15 protein-coding genes are annotated in these 18,758 nt (G+C 63.7%); 11 read left to right on the top strand and 4 right to left on the bottom strand.

All coding sequences use genetic code 11. From position 1 onward, the window contains the following. Positions 1-27: 27 nt before the first annotated feature. From argS to scpB, 5 genes are all read left to right on the top strand, one after another. Positions 28-1,764, top strand: coding sequence for an arginine--tRNA ligase (argS, locus tag EK16_RS03065; RefSeq protein ID WP_038034743.1), 1,737 nt, complete (start codon positions 28-30; stop codon positions 1,762-1,764). A gap of 135 nt (positions 1,765-1,899) precedes the next feature. Next, positions 1,900-4,857: an SPOR domain-containing protein gene (locus tag EK16_RS03055; RefSeq protein ID WP_156098457.1), complete on the top strand. Its 2,958-nt coding sequence runs from the start codon at positions 1,900-1,902 to the stop codon at positions 4,855-4,857. Positions 4,858-5,045: 188 nt separating this feature from the next. Next, positions 5,046-6,116 (top strand): beta-N-acetylhexosaminidase, encoded by a 1,071-nt coding sequence (gene nagZ / locus EK16_RS03050; RefSeq protein ID WP_231573582.1) that lies wholly within the window; start codon positions 5,046-5,048, stop codon positions 6,114-6,116. A 143-nt stretch (positions 6,117-6,259) separates the two neighbouring features. Then, positions 6,260-7,162: a segregation and condensation protein A gene (locus EK16_RS03045; RefSeq protein WP_081910201.1), complete on the top strand. Its 903-nt coding sequence runs from the start codon at positions 6,260-6,262 to the stop codon at positions 7,160-7,162. A 55-nt stretch (positions 7,163-7,217) separates the two neighbouring features. Then, positions 7,218-8,009 (top strand): SMC-Scp complex subunit ScpB, encoded by a 792-nt coding sequence (gene scpB, locus EK16_RS03040; RefSeq protein WP_369793073.1) that lies wholly within the window; start codon positions 7,218-7,220, stop codon positions 8,007-8,009. 125 nt (positions 8,010-8,134) lie between these two features. Here the strand turns inward: scpB and EK16_RS03035 are convergent, their stop codons facing one another. After that, positions 8,135-9,463: a branched-chain amino acid ABC transporter permease gene (locus EK16_RS03035; protein ID WP_081910200.1), complete on the bottom strand. Its 1,329-nt coding sequence runs from the start codon at positions 9,461-9,463 to the stop codon at positions 8,135-8,137. A 40-nt stretch (positions 9,464-9,503) separates the two neighbouring features. Then, on the bottom strand, positions 9,504-10,508 hold the full coding sequence (locus tag EK16_RS03030; RefSeq protein ID WP_038034643.1) for a branched-chain amino acid ABC transporter permease: 1,005 nt from the start codon (positions 10,506-10,508) through the stop codon (positions 9,504-9,506). Between the two features lie 303 nt (positions 10,509-10,811). Between EK16_RS03030 and EK16_RS03020 the strand changes: the two genes are divergently transcribed. Both EK16_RS03020 and guaA read left to right on the top strand, forming a co-directional pair. Further along, positions 10,812-11,894: a tetratricopeptide repeat protein gene (locus EK16_RS03020; RefSeq protein ID WP_038034641.1), complete on the top strand. Its 1,083-nt coding sequence runs from the start codon at positions 10,812-10,814 to the stop codon at positions 11,892-11,894. Between the two features lie 391 nt (positions 11,895-12,285). Next, complete coding sequence (gene guaA, locus EK16_RS03015) at positions 12,286-13,842, top strand: glutamine-hydrolyzing GMP synthase (RefSeq protein ID WP_038034639.1); 1,557 nt, start codon at positions 12,286-12,288, stop codon at positions 13,840-13,842. 9 nt (positions 13,843-13,851) lie between these two features. Here the strand turns inward: guaA and EK16_RS12635 are convergent, their stop codons facing one another. Then, a complete protein-coding gene (locus EK16_RS12635; protein WP_369793072.1) occupies positions 13,852-14,043 on the bottom strand; it encodes a PIN domain-containing protein in 192 nt (63 codons plus the stop codon). A 230-nt stretch (positions 14,044-14,273) separates the two neighbouring features. Continuing rightward, complete coding sequence (locus EK16_RS03005; protein WP_038034737.1) at positions 14,274-15,077, bottom strand: enoyl-CoA hydratase-related protein; 804 nt, start codon at positions 15,075-15,077, stop codon at positions 14,274-14,276. A 144-nt stretch (positions 15,078-15,221) separates the two neighbouring features. Here EK16_RS03005 and cysE point away from each other — a divergent pair, with 144 nt between their 5' ends. From cysE to EK16_RS02985, 4 genes are all read left to right on the top strand, one after another. Next, on the top strand, positions 15,222-16,070 hold the full coding sequence (gene cysE / locus EK16_RS03000; RefSeq protein ID WP_051928843.1) for a serine O-acetyltransferase: 849 nt from the start codon (positions 15,222-15,224) through the stop codon (positions 16,068-16,070). 163 nt (positions 16,071-16,233) lie between these two features. Then, positions 16,234-16,455 (top strand): DUF3126 family protein, encoded by a 222-nt coding sequence (locus EK16_RS02995; RefSeq protein ID WP_038034635.1) that lies wholly within the window; start codon positions 16,234-16,236, stop codon positions 16,453-16,455. 223 nt (positions 16,456-16,678) lie between these two features. Beyond that, complete coding sequence (locus EK16_RS02990) at positions 16,679-17,140, top strand: GtrA family protein (protein ID WP_051928842.1); 462 nt, start codon at positions 16,679-16,681, stop codon at positions 17,138-17,140. 91 nt (positions 17,141-17,231) lie between these two features. Then, complete coding sequence (locus EK16_RS02985) at positions 17,232-18,743, top strand: NAD(P)/FAD-dependent oxidoreductase (RefSeq protein WP_038034633.1); 1,512 nt, start codon at positions 17,232-17,234, stop codon at positions 18,741-18,743. Positions 18,744-18,758: the final 15 nt, after the last annotated feature.

The raw sequence follows: 18,758 nt of genomic DNA, 5'->3' as shown, positions 1-18,758 counted from the left end.
CGCTGAAAAGTAACGGACATGACCGGCATGAATCTCTTTCATCACGTGCGCCAGAAGGTCGAGGCGGCCTTGCGCACGCTGCAGCAGGAGGGCCTGCTGCCGGCGGATGCGCCGCTTGATCGCATCACGGTGGAGCCACCGCGCGATCCTGCCCACGGAGATGTGACCACCAACGCCGCCATGGTGCTGGCCAGGGCGGCGGGTATGAAGCCGCGCGATCTGGCCGGGAAGCTCGCCGCACTCTTGCGCGCGGAGCCGGACTTCAAGGAGGTGGAGATCGCCGGGCCCGGCTTCATCAACATGCGGCTGTCGGATGCCTTCTGGCCGCAGCTTCTGGATGCGGTCCTGGCCGAGGGCGAGGCCTATGGCCGCTCCGACATCGGCCGGAGCGAGAAGGTCAATGTGGAATATGTTTCGGCCAATCCCACCGGGCCGCTGCATGTGGGCCACACACGCGGCGCCGTCTTCGGCGATGCCCTGGCCAATCTTCTGGAAGAGACCGGGCATGATGTGACCCGCGAATATTACATCAATGACGCGGGCGCGCAGGTGGATGTGCTGGCCCGTTCCGTTTTCCTGCGCTACCGGGAGGCGCTGGGCGAGGACATCGGCGAGATCCCCGCAGGGCTTTATCCCGGCGACTATTTAAAGCCCGTGGGTGCGGCCCTGGCCGAAAAATACGGCCGATCCCTGCTTGAAAAGCCGGAGGAAGAATGGCTGCCGCTAGTGCGGGATTTCGCCGTTGAGCGCATGATGGCCCTCATCCGCGAGGATCTTGCCGCGCTCGGCATTGAGCATGAGGTCTTCTTCTCCGAAAGAACGCTGCACGAATCCGGCCTGATTGACGAGACGATCCGCGAGCTTGAGAAACGCGGGCTTGTCTATGTCGGCCGCCTGCCGCCGCCCAAAGGCAAGCCGCCGGAGGACTGGGAGGATCGGGAGCAGCTTCTGTTCCGCTCCAGCGATTTCGGCGACGATATCGACAGGCCGCTGAAGAAATCGGATGGCTCCTATACCTATTTCGCCGCCGATGTCGCCTATATCCGCAACAAGCTGGAGCGCGGCTTCACCCAGCTTGTCTACGTGCTGGGCGCCGATCACGGCGGCTATGTCAAGCGGCTGGAGGCCGTGAACAAGGCACTTTCCGGTGGTTCGGCGCGGCTGATTGCGCGGCTGTGTCAGCTGGTGAAGCTCTATCGCGGCGGTGAGCCGGTGAAGATGTCCAAGCGTGCGGGCGATTTCGTCACCTTGCGTCAGGTGGTGGACGAGGTGGGCCCTGATGTGGTGCGCTTCATGATGCTCACCCGCCGCAATGACGCGCCGCTGGATTTCGATTTCGAGAAGGTGACGGAGCAAAGCCGCGACAATCCCGTCTTCTATGTGCAGTATGCCCATGCCCGCATCTGCTCGGTTTTGCGCAACGCAAGCGAAGAGCTGGGGGCGGAAGCGCAGGGCGATGTTGACTTCTCGCTACTGAGCGATGAGGCGGAGCGGCAGCTGATTCGCCGAATCGGCGAATATCCGCGCATGCTGGAACAGGCAGCACGGGCACACGAGCCGCACAGGGTGGCCTTTTACCTGCAGGATCTGGCGGCGGAATTCCATGCCCTGTGGAACAAGGGCAAGGAAAAGCCAGAATTGCGCTTCATCATGCCGGAAAATCCGCTTCTGAGCCGGACGCGTCTCGCATTTTTGCGCGCCATCCGCTATTGTCTGGCCAACGGGCTGCGCATTCTCGGCGTGCGGCCCGTGGAAAAGATGTAGGGCGCGGCCAAAAGGCAAAGAGAGGGCTTTTCCCGCGTAAGCTGCGAATTGCGGCTTGATCGCATGGCGCGGGTGGTGTGATACTTCCTCTCAGGGAACAAGCCGCGGGCGCATGGGGGCAGGAACGGGCGCAGGATGAACGACAAGACCAACAATCAGGACAAGACCAGTCAGTCGGCACAGTCGGTCAGTTGGCGCGAGAAACTGGGGCTGAAGCCGAAAGCGGCGGACGCACGCGATGTGCTCACCGGCAGGGGCGAGGGGCCGCGTGTGCCTTCTGCCACAGCCGGTGGTGAGCCGCCAAAGGCGCCGCCAGCGGGCCCGGGCGGCTCAGGCAGCGCTGCTTCCGAGGCCGCAACACCAAAGACCCGGCCCGTTGTGCGGCCGGCGCCTTTAGCGCCGCGGCGACCGGTGGCGCCTTCTGCACCTGCACCGGGGCGGCCCGCTGCGCCTGCAGCCGCCAGGCCGGCATCACCACGTCCGCCCTTAAGCGGAGCCGCAGAGCGGCCTTCTTCTGCGCCATCCGGATCCGGAGCCGCCCGCCCGACACCTCCGCCGCCGCCGCCCTTGCGCAGGCCGCCTTTCCTCAAATCCGGACAGGAGGGGGCAGAACGCAGAACACCCCCGCCGCCTCCGCCGCCCCCCTTGCGGCCGGGCACCGGTATCGGCTCGTCTGCGGGCGCAGGGGGCGGTTCCGCAGGCGCGGCGGATGATGATTTCGCCCGCCGTCTGCGCGCACAGCGGGAGGCGGCGGAACGCCTGGCCGCGCAAAGAATGGGGCGCAGGAGCCCATCCGGCCATCCCGGTCAGGATGAGACATCAGGCGCGCATGAGAGCAAAGCCGGTGCCTTTGCGCCGCGGCCCGCGGCCACCGGGGCAGGGGCAGAACGGCCGGCAACTGGCCCATCAGCGCGTTCAGTGATCGGCGCGGGGGCTGCCGGGGCGCACGAGGAGCCAGGGCCTGGCGTTTCGGCGCCGCCGCCTGAGAAGGGGGCTGTCGCGCCTGGTCTGCGCACTTCCGCGGAAGGAGGGGGTGCCGCCAAGGCACGGCCCCTGCCGTTTTCCTTCGCTGATGTCGAGCCCGCGCCAAAGGCGGAAGCGCCCGCCGAACCGCAGGCGCCAGCACGGCCTAAGGCACCTGCCACGCCGGATACGCCGCCGGCGGCGGAGCCGGAGCCTGCGCCGGCCCCTGCATCCCCGCCACCGGCACAGGAGGCGCCTGCGGCACCGACGGCTTCTGCCGCTGCGGCGGAAGCGCCGGTGGATGAACAACAGGCCTTTGGCGATGCCCAGAAGCCTTATGACGTGCCGGGCGGTGGCGAGTTCTTCGAGGATTATGGCACCGAGCCCGGCCTGCCGGCTGAGGCCGGGCGGGCAACGCCGGAGGACTATTCGGCGGCGCTGGAGGAACTTAGCGCCGAACAGCCGCGCCGCCGCGGCATGGTGATCATGGTGGCGCTCATTGTCATTCTCCTCATCATCGCCGTGGCCGGGGGCGTGATCTACATGTACAAGCAGTTCGGCACGCCGCAGCAGGGCGGGGAAGTGCCGGTGATCACGCCGCCTGAGAAGCCGATCAAGACAGCACCGCCCAAGAAGGACACCGGCACCATGCCGGTGCGGCGCAAGCAGATCTATGATCGCATCCTCACCGATGGCGAGGAGGAGCAGCCGGCGCGCATCAAGCCCAGCGAGGAAAAGCCGATGACGCCGCCGGCGCCGGAAGCGCCGCCCGCCACTGGCGAAGGGGCCGAGCCCCTGCCGCTGCCCTTGCCGCCGCCGCCGGCGCTTGACGGAGGAACAGGCGGCATGCAGCTGCCGCCCCCGCCGAAAGATGGCGAGACCATGCGCACGGCGACGGCAAGCCAGGCCAGGGGCACGGGTTCAGTCGCTTCCGGCCCTGCCAGGTCGGATGTGGATAATGCCTCTCCTATTTCGCCCGCTGGAACCACGGCGGAGGAAAAGGGCGGTCAGGTTGCGGCCGTCACGGCAGGCGGCAAGACAGGCTCAGCGCCAGAAGAGGCGGCATCCCTGCCGCTTCCGCCGGTGCCGCCGCCTGTGCCTCCCGCTCCCGGTGTGACTGGTGCGGAAAAGACCGAAACGGCATCAACGTCCGCAACGGGCCTTGATGAAAAAGGGCTGGCGGCCCTGGCGGCCAGGGCCGGTGCGGATGCGCAACCGGCCGAAACACCGCCCCCCAAGGCCCAGGCAGGACCATCAGGGGGCAAAGCAATGACGAACGGGGGGACGACGGCAGCGCAAAAGCGGGCCGTCGCCGCCGTTTCTGGCCCTGGCAAAACAACCGCAGACACGGCTTCGGCGAAAGCTGCAACCGATCGCAAACGGAAAGAGGCGGCTGCGCGCGCCCGGCGCAAGGCACTGGAGGAGGCGCGCCGGAAAAAGAAGATGGCGGCGCGCCGTACGAGACCGGAGCCTCGCCTTGCCGTGCGGGAACGCACCGCGCGCGAGAGGGGAGGGCCGCGTTCCATCCTGCCGCCGGCGGTGAGCAGGCGCACGTCTGCCGTGGCCTTTGCCGAAAGGCAGCCTGCGCCGCGTCCGATCGTGCCGGCACCGCAGGCGCCGGGCGGGCCCCGCCCCATTGTGCCAACGCCTGAACGCAAGGTGAAGATCACCAATTTCAACGCGGGCCGGGCAAAGGCAACGGCGCCCGCAGGCCGCGGGCCCAAGCCCGTGGCGCCAGTCACGCGGCGGGTGGCCGCCATCACACCTGCTCCCAGGACCACGGCGCCTGCGCCGCGCCCGGGCACGGCGCGCGGCGTGCGCACGGGGCGCAGCACACCAACACCGCCGCAGAGGGGCCAAGCCCCGGGCAGGGGAGCGGGTGGTTATGTGGTGCAGCTTGCCGCCTATCGTTCCCAGGAGGATGCCCTGCGTGCCTATCAGCGTATTCGTGCGCGCCATGGCGGTTTGCTGGGCGGGCTGTCTCCGGTGATCCAGAAGAAGGACCTGGGCGCGGCCGGTGTGTTCTACCGGCTGGCGGTGGGGCCGCTTCCTTCGCGTGATCAGGCGCGGCGGCTGTGCAATGCCCTCATCGCCCGCGGCGAAAAGGACTGTCTGGTCCGCAAGCGCTGACGGCACGGATGCTTTAAGGGTATTCTCTTTTGTTTCAATAAGTTATGGCGTGCTTCTAAAAAAGTATTGGAAGTTTGTCCGTTTGCGGCAAGCGTCTAATTTGGATGGCACGGGCGCGCGGGGGGTAAAGAGCGGCCGCGCGTGTGTTTTTTATGATAAACGGGATGATATCGAACGGGGGCAGAGCCATGACGATGCACACCGCGCGCGCCTTCATCTGCGGCTGTTCCGGCCCGACGCTCACGGAGGCGGAACGGGCCTTCTTCGTCGAAGCCAGACCATGGGGGCTCATTCTTTTTGCGCGCAATATCGAAACGCCTGAACAGGTGCGGGCGCTGATTGCGGATTTTCGCCGTCTTGTCGGCAATGCGCAGGCGCCGGTGTTCGTGGATCAGGAAGGCGGGCGGGTGCAGCGGCTCAAACCCCCGCACTGGCAGGCCTGGCCGCCGGCGTTTTCTCTTGCAAAAGTTTATGAACAGGATCCCTTGAAGGCCTTAAAGGCGGCACGGTTGCTGACCCGTGCCCTGGGCCGGGAAATCCGCGCGGTGGGCTTCAATGCCGACTGCCTGCCGGTGCTGGACGTGCCCGCGCCCGGCAGTCACGAAATCATTGGCGACAGGGCCTACGGGCGGGATCCGCTCGTGGTTGCGCTTCTGGCGCGCGCGGCCATGCAGGGGCTGATGGAGGCGGGTGTTGCCCCGGTGATCAAGCACATCCCCGGCCATGGCCGGGCAAAAGCGGACAGTCACGAGACATTGCCGCGTGTGGATGCGCCGCTTGCCGACCTTGAGGCGGTGGATTTTCTGCCCTTCACAGCACTGGCCGATGCGCCGATGGCCATGACGGCGCATGTGGTCTACACGGCGGTGGATCCGGACCTTCCGGCCACGCACTCCGCGCAGGTGATCGGCGAGATCATCCGCGGGCGCATCGGCTTTTCCGGCCTTTTGATGAGCGATGACATCACCATGAAGGCGCTTTCCGGTTCCATCGCGGAGCGAGCGGAAAAGGCGCTCAGGGCAGGCTGTGATGTGATTCTGCACTGTTCCGGCAATCTGGCCGAAATGCAGGCCGTCGCAGATGTCACGCCACCGCTTGCCGGCGCTGGCCTGAAGCGGGCGCAGGCGGTTGAATGCTGGCTTCATGCTGTGGCGGATGCACCGTTTTCGCCGTTGCCGGAGGAGGAGGCGGCGGAAAGGGAAGCGCAAGAGATCGCCGCGCTGAAAGAGCAGCTCTTTGCGCTGATGACCGAGGCTTGAGTTTGAAAAGGTCATTCAGGGCTTTCATGACGTCGTTCTCCACAGGGCGGACGGCGTGCGGCGTGCCTTTTCAAACATTTGCGCGCATACTGCCCAATACAACGATATGATTCGGTTTCATCGTGCATGGTGGCGAGGCCTGCATGAGCGAGCAGGAGCAGCAATCCATTCGGCAAGATCTCGCTGTGGGCGAGGCGCCCGAGGCGTTGCCCGCGGGCGAGGGTGCGCCATGGCCGGACGGCGGCGGGCCTTTGCGGCGCGAAACCGCGGAAGCAGCCGCGGCACGGGAGGAGGATGCCCGGCTGATCGTGGCGCTGGGCAGCTTTGAGGGGCCGCTTGATCTGCTGCTTGATCTCGCCCGCCGCCAGAAAGTGGACCTCACCGAAATTTCCATCCTCGCCCTGGCTGAGCAATATCTGGCCTATATCCATGCGGCGCGGCGCATGCGCCTGGAGCTGGCGGCGGACTGGCTGGTGATGGCGGCGTGGCTGGCCTGGCTGAAGTCCCGCCTGCTTCTGCCTGCTCCGCCGGATGACGAGGAGGAGCCACCGCCGGAAGAGCTGGCGGCGCGGCTGGCCTTTCGCCTCAAGCGCCTGCAGGCCATGCGCGATGCGGCCAAGGCGCTGTTCGAGCGTCCGCTGCTGGGGCGCGATGTCTTCCCCCGCGGCTGTCCGGAGCCGGTGAAGGTGGAGCGCGTGCGCCAGTATGAAGACACCATGGTGGACCTTTTGAAGGCCTACGCCGGCATTGTGCGCCGTCATGCCGACAATCGCGGCTATGAAATCCGTCCGCAGCCGGTCTGGACGATCAAGGAGGCGCGCGAAACCCTGGAGCGGCTGGTGGGCACGCTGGGGGAGTGGAGCCGGCTGGATGCCCTTTTGCTGGAGTATCTGGCGGAGCCGGGCCGGCGGCGCTCGGCCATTGCCTCCGGCTTTGCCGCCGCGCTGGAGCTGGCGCGCGAAGGCGAGGTGGAGATCCGGCAGGATGAGCATTTCGCCCCCATCCTCTTACGCACGCCGGCGAACAGGCGCAAACCGGCCGCTTAAGGATTTGGCGCACGTAAGCTGATGAGCGATCATGCGGGAAGAGAGCACACCGGGCATGAATGACACCACACGCGCAAGTTCTTCACCTGATAAGGACCGGGGCGCTTCCTCTGGCGCTTGCGCGGGTGAGCAGGCGCGGGAAGATACCGGCGATGCACAAGCGGCGGATGCGGGTATAATGGAAAATGCCGCCCCTGATGCCCAGCATGTGCGCATGGCCGAGGCGCTTCTGTTCGCGGCCAGTCAGCCGCTTTCGGATGAGGAGATCGCCGAGGCGCTGCCCGCGGGGGTCGATGTCGCCGCCGTCATGGCCGCGCTTGTTGAAAAATATGCCGATGCCGGGGTCAATGTGGTCCGGGTGGCCGGGCGATGGCAGATGCGCACGGCGGAGGATCTGCGCCATCTTCTGCGCAAGGAAGAGGTGCAGACGCGCAGGCTTTCCCGCGCCGCGCTGGAGACGCTGGCGATCATCGCCTATCATCAGCCGGTCACACGGGCGGAGATCGAGGACATTCGCGGTGTCTCCACCTCCAAGGGTGTGCTCGATGCGCTCATGGAAACCGGCTGGGTGCGCATCCGCGGGCGGCGGCGCGTGCCGGGACGGCCGGTCACCTATGGCACAACCGATGCCTTTCTCGAACATTTCGGGCTTGAGAGCATCGCCGATCTGCCGGGGCTGGGCGAGCTGAAGGCCGCCGGTCTGCTCGATGCCTCCCTGCCGCCGGATTTCGCCATGCCGGCGCCATCGCCGCAGGATGAGGCCCTGGACCCGAATGCGGATGACACCCTCGAACAGGATGATCTTGAGGACGACACGCCGCTGGAGATGCATCTGCCGGAAAAGTGATACCAGGTTGCGTAAAGGCTGACCGGTGAAATCGCCCCGCACCCCCGCCCAGGCCCTTGTTTTTCATGATTGGGGGGGGGGGGAGTTATTATGCAGGGTGGTATGATCCGGCGGTTTGCTGATCGTCACGTATCCCGGGTGAGCATGCGCGGCTCCGGCAACAGGCCGCGCGGGGCATATCGCAGCACCAGGGTGATGACAAGGCCGATGGCAAAGACGCGGGCCTGCAAGGCGCGGGCGTCCAGATCCGCCGGCAGGGTCAAGCCGAAAAGCGTCTGGCCCGCCTCGCCGAGGAGATGGAACAGGGCGAGCGCGGCCGGCTCGGACATGACCCAGACGGCATAGACAATGAGCGCGCCGATGATGGCGCCGAGGTTGTTGCCGGGCCCGCCGAGAATGACCATCACCCAGACAAGGAAGGTGTGATTGAGCGGCAGGAAGCCGGCGGGGTCGAAAATGCGGGTAAAACCGATGAGGGCTGCGCCGCCCACGCCCATGAGGCCTGAGCCAAGGATGAAAATCTGCAGCCGGCGGGCGTTGACATCCTTGCCCATGGCGGCAGCGGCGATTTCATTGTCGCGTATGGCGCGCATCATCCGGCCCCAGGGCGCACGCCAGGCCTTTTCCAGAAGCCACCAGACGACAACGATGAGAACGGCCATGAGCACGAGATAGGCGGCGCGTGCGGCGATGAAGCCGATCGTGTCCGGCGTTGGCACCGGCCAGGGTAGGGGAGAGACGGTCAGGGTGCCACGGGTGAGCCAGTCGGCATTCTTGAGAACGGCCTTGACGATTTCGGCAATGCCAAGGGTGGCAATGGCGAGATAGTCCGACCGCAGGCCTAGGCAGATGCGCCCCACGAACCACGCCAGCCCTCCCGCCGCGGCGCCGGCGGCGATCCAGCCCAGCCACACGGGCAGACCAAGCCCGCCGATGAAGCCGGCCTGTCGCTCAATGTCGCGCGCCACCGGATCGAGCGTGGCCATGACCACGAGATAGCCCACGGCCCCCACGATCACGGCAAGGGCCGTGCTCAGCCTTCGCGGCAGGCCAAACAAGCGGTTGCCGCGGGCAATCAGCCAGGTGAGCGCAATGACGCCTGCGCCCATGAGAAGGACGCGGCCGAGGCGCAAGGGAAAATCGCCCTGCCAGAAGGCCTCATTGACCGGAAAGGAGACGAACAGCGAAAGATAGGCGCCCAGGGCCACAAAGCCCATGACACCGGCATTGAACAGGCCGGCATAGCCCCATTGCACGTTCAGCCCCAGGGCGATGAGGGCGTAACAGAGCGCTTCCACCGTCATGCGCAGGGCATAGGCCGGGCCGAAGAGCGTGAGAATGAGGCCATAAAGCGCGGCGGTCAGCACAAGAATGATGAGCGCACGCTGCTTAAGGCCCAAGGACACCGCGCCGTCTGTGCCTTTCCCTGGGGGTGTTTGCCGGGGCGTGGTCATGGCAGCCTTCTCCTTGAAAAACCGTGAAGCCTCTTGCCTGCTACAGGACCTTGCCGCGGAAAATGCCGGTGGGCCGCCAGATGAGCACCACCACGAGGATGACGAAGGGCACCGTCAGCTTGTATTCCGTGGGCACGAAGGCCAGCCGGCCCGGAATCTCGATGAGGCTTTCCAGATAGGGCTTTAGGGGGCGCAGCAGGATTGACCAGTTGAAAATGGAGAGCACCTCGGCAAAGCCGACAAGAAAGCCGCCGGCAATGGCGCCGTAGGGCTGGCCGACACCGCCGACGATGGCGGCGGCGAAGATGGGCAGGAGCAGGTTGAAGCTCATGTCCGGTTTCCAGGTCACGTCCAGCGAAAGGAGCGTGCCGGCGGCAGCGGCCAGGGCGCCGGCAATGATCCAGGTGATGCGCACCACATGCGAAACGGGAATGCCGGACAGCCGCGCCAGGTCCGGATTGTCACTCATCGCGCGCATGGCCTTGCCGGTTTTCGTGCGGGTGAGGAACCAGTGCAGAAAGACGACGGCGGCGATGGTGAATAGCATGATCAGGATCTGCGGCTCGGTGATGACGATCTTGCGCCGCGCAAGCTCGAAGGGCAGGGCGAGGCGGAAAATGTCCTTGCGCTCCGCCACATAGAGGGAATGGGCATCCGCCCCGGCAATCAGGCGGATGAGGCCCTGCAGCATCAGGGCGACGCCGAGCGAGGCCATGACCAGCACCACCGGGCGGATGCCGGATGCGCGCAATGGAGCATAGAACCAGCGGTCGGCCAGCAGGGCGACGATAACGGTCAGCGCCATGGCGAAAGGCATCAGCACGAAGGCGGAGGGCAGGCCGAAGAGGGCGCCGGCATGCGGAAAGGCCAGGGTGAGCGCCAGGGCGATGCCGCCGCCCAGCGCCATGAGATCGCCATGGGCAAAATGGGCGAAACGGAGAATGGCAAAAACAAGGGTGACGCCCACAGCGCCGAGGGCATAGATGGAGCCGGTCACAAGCCCGGCGATGACCACCTTGTTGAAAAAGAAGACCAGCGCGTCCATGAGCCTGCCCTGCACAATCCTGCCCGTTTGCCGCCCCGTGCCGCTTATACATGCCCATGCAGCACCCGGCTTTATCCAGGGCACGGGAGCGATCGAGCGCACTTATGCCCGCAAAGGCCAGGGGATGTCCAAACACCTTTTGCGCGAGTCTGTTCGCATGCGCATATTCATTGCGTGCATGCCTATGCAAAGCGGCTTCTGACATTGACTTCGGTCATTTTTGTTCCGACAAGGGCCTCGCATAAAGGGCGGTTGAATGGTCGGATCATCTGACCGGACAATTCCAGCAGGATCGAAAGCATCATGAAACGTTTCAGGGTCTTCACCGCATCCAATCCGGCCTGGCTGCCGTCGGTCGCCGTCATTTTAACGGTTCTTGCGGGGCCGGCTGCCCTTGCCAGGGATCCGGCTGCGGTCTGCCTGGAAGAACACAAGCCGGACGTGGCCGTGAAGGCCTGCAACACCGCGCTGGCCGAGGAGAACCTGCCGAAGGAGACGCGGGCGCGTCTTTTGGCGGCGCGGGCGGCCAATCTGGCCAAGAAGGAGAAGTTCCGCGAGGCCATTGCCGATCTCAATGCGGCGGTGAAGCTGATGCCGGAGGATATCAAGATCCGGCTGGCGCGCGGCGATCTCTATCTCCTGCTTGGTTTCGCCAACAAGGCCTTTGATGATTATTCCAAGGTCATCGAGAAGGATCCCTATAACGCCCGCGCGCACCTGGGCCGCGCCATCATCTGGCAATTCCGCAACAAGCCTGCCTTTGCCCTGAAGGATCTCGATGCGGCGCTCAAGCAGAATCCGAAGGATGCGGAGCTGCATGCGCAGAAGGGCAACATCCTGATGCGGCTGAAACGCTGGCGCGAGGCGATTTCGGCCTTCAATGATGCCATCTTCCTCAACCCCAATGATGTGGATTCGCGCGAGAACCGCGCCGTGGCCTGGATGCGGCTCAAGGATTATGCCAATGCCGCCAGCTCGCTGGACGTGGCCATCCGCCTTGCCCCCGGCCGCTCCACCCTTTACGAGAAGCGGGCGCGCGCGCGCTGGCAGATGGGCCAGCGGGAAAAGGCGCTTGCTGACCTGAACAGGGTGGTGGCGCTGCGTCCGCGGGATGCGCGCGTGCTCATCGACCGCGGCATTGTGCTTTTTCGCCTGGGCAAGGTGAAAGAGGCCCTGGCCGATTTTGCCAGGGCGGAAAAGCTGGGCGCGGATTCGCCACAGTTGCATTATTTCCGCGGGCAGGCACTGGAAAAGCTGGGGCGCAGGGCGGCAGCGCGCCAGGCCTATCGGCGGGCCCTTTCCGCACCGGCAGCCAGCATGGCCGATGCCCGCGCCCGCATGGAAGCCGACAAGCGCCTAAAGGCCCTGCAGGCGGCAAAGGACTAGGGCGTGTCCTCATAAAATCCGGCGCGCCAGCCCCTTAAGGTCGGCATTTTCGCTTCATCTCGCTGGCCTTTCGCCCTTGAAAATAGCTTTGGCTATTCCCTGCGGGCGAAAAACCAGCGATATTTTGCGAAAATGCCGCTGGCATCGCCGTCTTTTATGAGTCCACGCCCTGAGAAAGCCTCGGACTTGCAGGGGGCTCTTCCTGCACGGCTGGATTTCTCTGACGCAGCAGCCTGTCGAAAGCGGTGGCGTGCGCGGCATTTTGCCCTTGCGGGCGGTGGGGCGATGGGCTAGGGCCAAGCCATGGAGAAGGGTATCGCCTTGAAAGGGCGGTGAAACATCCCATAGTGCCGCTGCGGCAAGGGTTCAATACGCTTTGAAAGAGGGCCTCATGGCGGAAGCGCACGAGTGGATCCTCATCATCGATTTCGGTTCGCAGGTGACCCAGCTCATCGCCCGGCGCATCCGTGAGGCCGGGGTCTATTCCGAGATCGTGCCGTTTCAGAAGGCGGCGGAAGCGTTACAACGCGAGAACATCAAGGGCATCATCCTCTCCGGCGGGCCGGCCTCGGTCACCTGGGAGGAAGCGCCCCGGGCCCCGGATGCGGTGTTCGAGACGGGCCTGCCGGTGCTCGGCATCTGTTATGGTCAGCAGACCATGGTGGCGCAGCTCGGCGGGGAGGTGGAAACCTCCGAGCATCAGGAATTCGGCCGCGCCTTTCTGGAAGTGGTGAAGGACTGCCGCCTGTTCGAGGGCGTCTGGAAGGTGGGTGAGAAGCATCAGGTGTGGATGAGCCACGGCGATCGCGTGGTGCGCTTGCCTGCGGGCTTTGAGGTGGTGGGCGTCTCCGAGGGCGCGCCCTATGCCGCCATTGCCGATGAGGCGCGGCGCTTCTATGGCGTGCAGTTCCATCCGGAAGTGGTGCACACGCCGGACGGTCACAAGCTTCTGTCCAATTTCGCCCTGAACATCTGCGGCTGTTCCGGTGACTGGACCATGCGCTCCTTCCGCGAGGAGGCCATCGAGAAAATCCGCGCCCAGGTGGGCGATGCGAAGGTCATCTGCGGGCTGTCCGGCGGGGTGGATTCCTCCGTCACCGCGGTGCTTTTGCATGAGGCCATTGGCGATCAGCTGCAGTGCGTCTTCGTCGATACGGGACTGTTGCGGCTTGGGGAACCGGAAGAGGTGGTTTCTCTCTTCAGAGATCACTATAACATTCCGCTCATAGCCGTTGATGCGTCGGAAGAATTTCTCTCCAAGCTTGAAGGGGTGACGGATCCGGAGCAAAAGCGCAAGATCATCGGCGCCACCTTCATCGATGTCTTTGAGCGCGAGGCGAAAAAGATCGGGGGCGCGGAATTTCTGGCGCAGGGCACGCTCTATCCGGACGTGATCGAGAGCGTCTCCTTCACCGGCGGGCCCAGTGTGACCATCAAGAGCCATCACAACGTTGGCGGCCTGCCGGAGCGGATGAATCTGAAGCTTGTCGAGCCCCTGCGCGAGCTGTTCAAGGACGAGGTGCGGGCGCTGGGGCGTGAACTGGGGCTGCCGGAAAGCTTCGTCGGGCGCCATCCGTTCCCGGGCCCGGGTCTGGCCATTCGCCTGCCGGGCGGTGTGACGCGGGAGAAGCTGGAGATCCTGCGCAAGGCCGATGCCATCTATCTCGAGGAGATCCGCAAGGCGGGGCTGTATGACGCCATCTGGCAGGCCTTTGCCGTGTTGCTGCCCGTTCAGAGCGTGGGCGTGATGGGCGATGCGCGCACCTATGAATATGTCTGCGCCCTGCGCGCGGTGACCTCCGTGGACGGCATGACGGCGGACTGGTTTCACTTCGACCCGGATTTTCTGGCGAACGTCTCCACCCGCATCATCAACGAGGTGCGCGGCATCAACCGCGTGGTCTACGACATCACCTCCAAGCCTCCCGGCACCATCGAGTGGGAGTAGGGCACCTTTTCAGAGCCAGTTTTCCAGTTTCAGATCCGGCACGCGGGAAAAGTCCCGTCTGTTTGCCGTCACCAATGTAAGACCAAGCGCCAGCGCCTGCGCGGCGATGCGCGTGGCCCATTCTGGCCGCTTAACCGACAGGCTTGATTTGAGCCGTATAGGAGACAATTGCCGGAACGGGATTTTATCCCGTTCCTTCAACGTCTTGGCGGGGTATAAATAATTCGTGTTTATAAACAATAACTTCATATACTTATAAATTATGTCATGCAATCATGGCGAACCACACAACGCAATATAAGGCTACCATCTTCCTCGTCACCCCGGCGCAAGCCGGGGTCTCGGGCCACACATTCATGAATCAATGGCCTGAGATACCGGCTTTCGCCGGTATGACGAGAACCGTAATGAAGTGCCCATCGGCCTGATGTTCATCGGCCGCGGAAGACGGGGGTGCGGCGTTCGAGAAAGGCGCGGCGGCCTTCTTCGTAATCGGCGCTTTCATAACAGGCCCGGGCCAGTGCCTGCAGCGTGCCGCGCTCTTCGTTGAGGCGGCCGGACCAGAGCGCGGCGATGGCCGCCTTGGCATACTTTAGGGAAAGCGGCGCATTGGCGGCGATGCGCAAGGCGCGCTTGCGCACATGCGCTTCCAGCTCTTTTGCCGGATAGGCGGCGTTGATCAGGCCGGTGCGCAGCGCCCAGGATGCATCGAACCGTTCGCCGGTGAACAGAAGCTCGGCGGCATGGGCGGCAGAAAGAATGGTGCGCAGCCGCGCAAGGGCATCGAGCGGGAAGGCAAGCCCCAGCCGCGCCGGCGGCAGGGCGAACAGGGCGTCATCCGCGCTGATGCGCAGATCACAGGCCAGCGCAATGGCAAGCCCGCCGCCCAGGCAATAGCCTTCCACCATGGCGATGGTGGGAACATGAGCCTGCTCAAGCGCCTTGAGGCTTCGTTCATGAATGCGGTCATAATCTTCGGCCGCCCGGCCAGCGCGGACGGTCTCGAATTCCGCGATGTCAGCGCCGGCGCCGAAATGTCCGCCCAAGCCCCGCAAGACAATGACGCGCACATTATTCGCCTGTTGCGTGAGCGTTTCCACCGCCTCGGGCAGCGCCCGCCACATGGCGAGGTTAAAGGCGTTGCGCTTGTGTGCACGATCGAACAGCAGCCAGCCAATGCCGCTGTCCGGTTCGATGTGCAGCCGGAAATTTTCCGGCGCCGGAAGCGCGTGCATGTCGGAATGTTCGCTCATGCCATGAAAATGAACGAGGTGCATGGGCCTTGACAATGGCCGGGGGCTTCTTTTCGGTGCATACTTTGGCATGACACCTCGGCCTGAGAGGACGCAAACAGAAACAGGGAACGACGGAACGGAGCCATGAACGCTAAGGCGGCAGAAAACGGCTGGCTGGAGCGGGAAACGGAAGCGGAGCAGCACCTTGATCCCGTCTGGCGTCAGATCAGGCGCGAGGCGCGGGAGATTATCACCAACGATCCATCCCTGGGCGGGTTCATCTATGCGGCGGTGCTCAATCACCGGCGCTTCGGGCAGGCCATCGGGCACAGGCTGGCCATGACCCTGGCCAATCATGACATCAACGCCGAGCTCATCATTCAGGCCTATTCCGATGCGCTGGAAATGGATCCGGAAATCGGGCAGGCGGCGCGGGCGGATATCCTCGCCGTTTATGAGCGCGATCCGGCCTGCGAGCGCTATATCGAGCCGTTTCTCTATTTCAAGGGCTTTCAGGCCTTGCAGGCGCACCGGCTGGCCCATGCCCTGTGGACGATGGGCCGGAAGGATTTCGCCCTTTTCCTGCAAAGCCGTGCCTCACAGGTTTTTTCCGTGGACATTCATCCCGCCGCCCGCATCGGCAAGGGCATCATGATCGATCACGCGCATGCCATCGTCATCGGCGAAACGGCGGTGGTGGAGGACAATGTCTCCATCCTGCAGGACGTGACCCTGGGCGGCACCGGCAAGGAGGAGGGCGACCGGCATCCAAAGATCCGGGAGGGCGTGCTGCTTGGCGCCGGCTGCAAGGTGCTCGGCAATATCGAGGTGGGCCGCTGCGCCAAGGTGGCGGCGGGCTCGGTGGTGCTGAAGGATGTACCGCCCAAGGTGACGGTGGCGGGCGTGCCGGCAAGGATTGTCGGTCCCACGGGATGTGATGATGTGCCGCCGGCCACGGTCATGGATCACAAGATCGAGGGCGTGGATGACTGACCCTTCTAAAGCTTTTTTATGCGCCACCGCGCAAAGGCGGCCTTGTCACAACCCTTCGCAGGGGCTACTTCCCTAGTCACGACACGGTGCCGGCCGCAGGGCCGATTGCCGTTTCGCTGCGCAGGAACAATGACACAATGATCAGGAAAGGGGTGGCTCAGCCGTGACACCGGATGAAATCGCCAAACTCAACCGCTATCTGAAGAAGAAATTCAAGCTGCCGGAACTGGAAGTGCGTCCGCGTCCTAAGAAGGACGATTCGGCGGAAATCTACATCGGTGACGAGTTCATCGGCGTGATCTTCAAGGACGACGAAGACCCCAACGACATCTGCTACAACTTCCAGATGGCCATTCTCGACTATGATCTCGAGGAAGAGGCCTGATCTGACGGCCACTGGGATGAAAACGGACATTGGTCCGATGGCTTCTGTTGGCTGTCGGCCCTTCGAGATCAAAATGACAGAGACAGCAGGCCCCCGTTTTCGGGGGCCTTTCTTCATGCAGGTGCGGAAAATTTTATCGACACGCGCGTAACGGGTTTTTCAGTTTTTCCTTCTAGGATCAGCCCATCACTTTAGGGGACGGATTCGAAAGAGCGTTGAGTTCATGCAGAAAAACAATGTGCAGATGAAACGCTTGCCACAATCGGTGGATGGCCTGTTCATCAGCGAGCGGCTGCGGCCGCTGATGCGTTTTCTGATGGTCGGTTTGGCCGGGCTGGCCACGGACATGGCCGTTTTTCATCTCATGGCCACGGCCGGCCTGCACCCTTATGTGGCACGGTTCATCTCGTTGGCAGTGGCCACGGTGCTCACCTGGCAGCTGAACCGGCGTTTCACCTTTGGCGCCAGTGGCCGCCGGCAGGCCGAAGAGGGGCTGCGCTATGTTCTGGTCACCCTTGTGGCGCAGGGCGTGAACTATGTCACTTTTGCCTTGCTGATTGCCGGGCCGCTTTCCGATCACAAGAGCCTGGCCATCCTGTTCGGGGCAGGGGTTGCCACCATCTTTTCCTACACCGGCCACAGCCTGTTTTCCTTTGCGCCGAAGACGGTGCGCAGCGAAGCCTGATGAAGGCAAGGCGAAGCCAGCAACGGAAAAGAAGACACAGCGGATTCTCAAGGACGAAAAAACGGGTTTCACACCATTACCGGAGAGAGCGATGAAAAAGGTGGATGCGGAACTGTTCATCATCGGTGCCGGCCCGGCGGGTCTGACGGCGGCCTATGAATTCACCAAGCACAATCCGTCGGTGATCGTGGCGGAGAAGGATCCGCAGTACGTGGGCGGCATCTCCCGCACGGTCAACTACAACGGCTATCTTTTCGACATCGGCGGGCACCGCTTCTTTTCCAAGTCGCAGGAGGTGGTGGATCTGTGGAAGGAGATCCTGCCGCAGGATTTCATCACCCGTCCGCGTCTGTCTCGCATCTATTACAAGGGCAAGTTCTATTCCTATCCGCTGAAGGCCTTTGAGGCGCTCAAGAACCTCGGCCTGATCGAATCCGCCTTGTGCGTGATGTCCTATGCCTGGGCGCGCGCCTTTCCCATCCGCGAGCCCAAGACCTTCCATGAATGGGTGCGCAACCAGTTTGGCGAGCGGCTGTTCCGCATCTTCTTCAAGACCTACACCGAGAAGGTCTGGGGCATGTCCTGTGACGAGATTTCCGCCGACTGGGCAGCCCAGCGCATCAAGGGCCTGTCTCTCACCTCGGCGGTGAAGAACGCCATTGCCAATTCCTTCGGCGTAAAGGCGCGCGACAAGAACGGCGAGGTGATCAAGACCCTGATCGATTCCTTCCAGTATCCGCGCAAGGGCCCCGGCATGATGTGGGAGGCCGCGGCCGAGAAGGTGAAGGCGCGCGGCGGCCGCATTCTCATGGGGCAGGAATTCGTGCGCATGAGCTGGGATGCCGATGCCGGGATCTGGACGGTGACGGTGCGTGATGTGAAAACGGGCGAGGAGCGGCAGTTCACCGCGCGACATGTGATCTCCACCGCGCCGGTGCGGGAGCTGATGGATTCCATCCGTCCCTCGCCGATCTCGCGCCTGCATGCGCGCGAGCTGAAGTATCGCGACTTCCTCACCGTCGCGCTCATCGTGAAGGACACCAAGGACTTTCCGGACAACTGGATCTACATTCACGATCCCAACGTAAAGGTGGGCCGGGTGCAGAACTTCCGCTCCTGGTCGCCGGAGCTGGTGCCGGAAGAGGGCATGAACTGTCTGGGCCTCGAATACTTCTGCTTTGAAGGCGACGGCTTATGGTCGATGAAGGATGAAGAGCTCATCGAGCTGGCCAAGAAGGAGATCGAGCAGGTGGGCCTGGCCCGGGCGCAGGATGTGGTGGATGCGGCCGTGGTGCGTCAGCCCAAGGCCTATCCCGTCTATGACGACGACTACAAGAAGCACATGGAGATGATCCGGCGCGATCTGGAGATGCATTATCCGACGCTGCATCTCATCGGCCGCAACGGCATGCACAAGTACAACAATCAGGATCACGCCATGATGACGGCCATGCTCACCGTGCGCAACATCCTGGCCGGCGAGAAGCTCTATGATGTGTGGAACGTGAATGAGGACGCCCAGTATCACGAGGAGCTGACCGAGGGCGAGGTGGCGGCGCTGAAGTCCGAGCGCGAGGTGCCGCGCAAGGTCAAGGCCGCTTAAAAGTTTGCGGCGCTT

Origin of the sequence: Thermopetrobacter sp. TC1 (assembly GCF_000746275.1) — a bacterium.
In the GTDB taxonomy this organism is placed as follows: Bacteria; Pseudomonadota; Alphaproteobacteria; order Rhizobiales; family Aestuariivirgaceae; genus Thermopetrobacter.
This window is presented reverse-complemented; position numbering and strand designations above follow the sequence as displayed.

Bases quoted from the DNA above. Each gene is read 5' to 3' on its own strand.
- EK16_RS02985 (WP_038034633.1), top strand. From the start codon at position 17,232: ATGAAAAAGGTGGATGCGGAACTGTTCATCATCGGTGCCGGCCCGGCG.
- EK16_RS03030 (WP_038034643.1), bottom strand. From the start codon at position 10,508: ATGGACGCGCTGGTCTTCTTTTTCAACAAGGTGGTCATCGCCGGGCTT.
- EK16_RS02990 (WP_051928842.1), top strand. From the start codon at position 16,679: ATGCAGAAAAACAATGTGCAGATGAAACGCTTGCCACAATCGGTGGAT.
- EK16_RS03020 (WP_038034641.1), top strand. From the start codon at position 10,812: ATGAAACGTTTCAGGGTCTTCACCGCATCCAATCCGGCCTGGCTGCCG.
- EK16_RS03035 (WP_081910200.1), bottom strand. From the start codon at position 9,463: ATGACCACGCCCCGGCAAACACCCCCAGGGAAAGGCACAGACGGCGCG.
- scpB (WP_369793073.1), top strand. From the start codon at position 7,218: ATGAATGACACCACACGCGCAAGTTCTTCACCTGATAAGGACCGGGGC.
- nagZ (WP_231573582.1), top strand. From the start codon at position 5,046: ATGACGATGCACACCGCGCGCGCCTTCATCTGCGGCTGTTCCGGCCCG.
- guaA (WP_038034639.1), top strand. From the start codon at position 12,286: ATGGCGGAAGCGCACGAGTGGATCCTCATCATCGATTTCGGTTCGCAG.
- EK16_RS03055 (WP_156098457.1), top strand. From the start codon at position 1,900: ATGAACGACAAGACCAACAATCAGGACAAGACCAGTCAGTCGGCACAG.
- argS (WP_038034743.1), top strand. From the start codon at position 28: ATGAATCTCTTTCATCACGTGCGCCAGAAGGTCGAGGCGGCCTTGCGC.
- EK16_RS03005 (WP_038034737.1), bottom strand. From the start codon at position 15,077: ATGCACGCGCTTCCGGCGCCGGAAAATTTCCGGCTGCACATCGAACCG.
- cysE (WP_051928843.1), top strand. From the start codon at position 15,222: ATGAACGCTAAGGCGGCAGAAAACGGCTGGCTGGAGCGGGAAACGGAA.
- EK16_RS03045 (WP_081910201.1), top strand. From the start codon at position 6,260: ATGAGCGAGCAGGAGCAGCAATCCATTCGGCAAGATCTCGCTGTGGGC.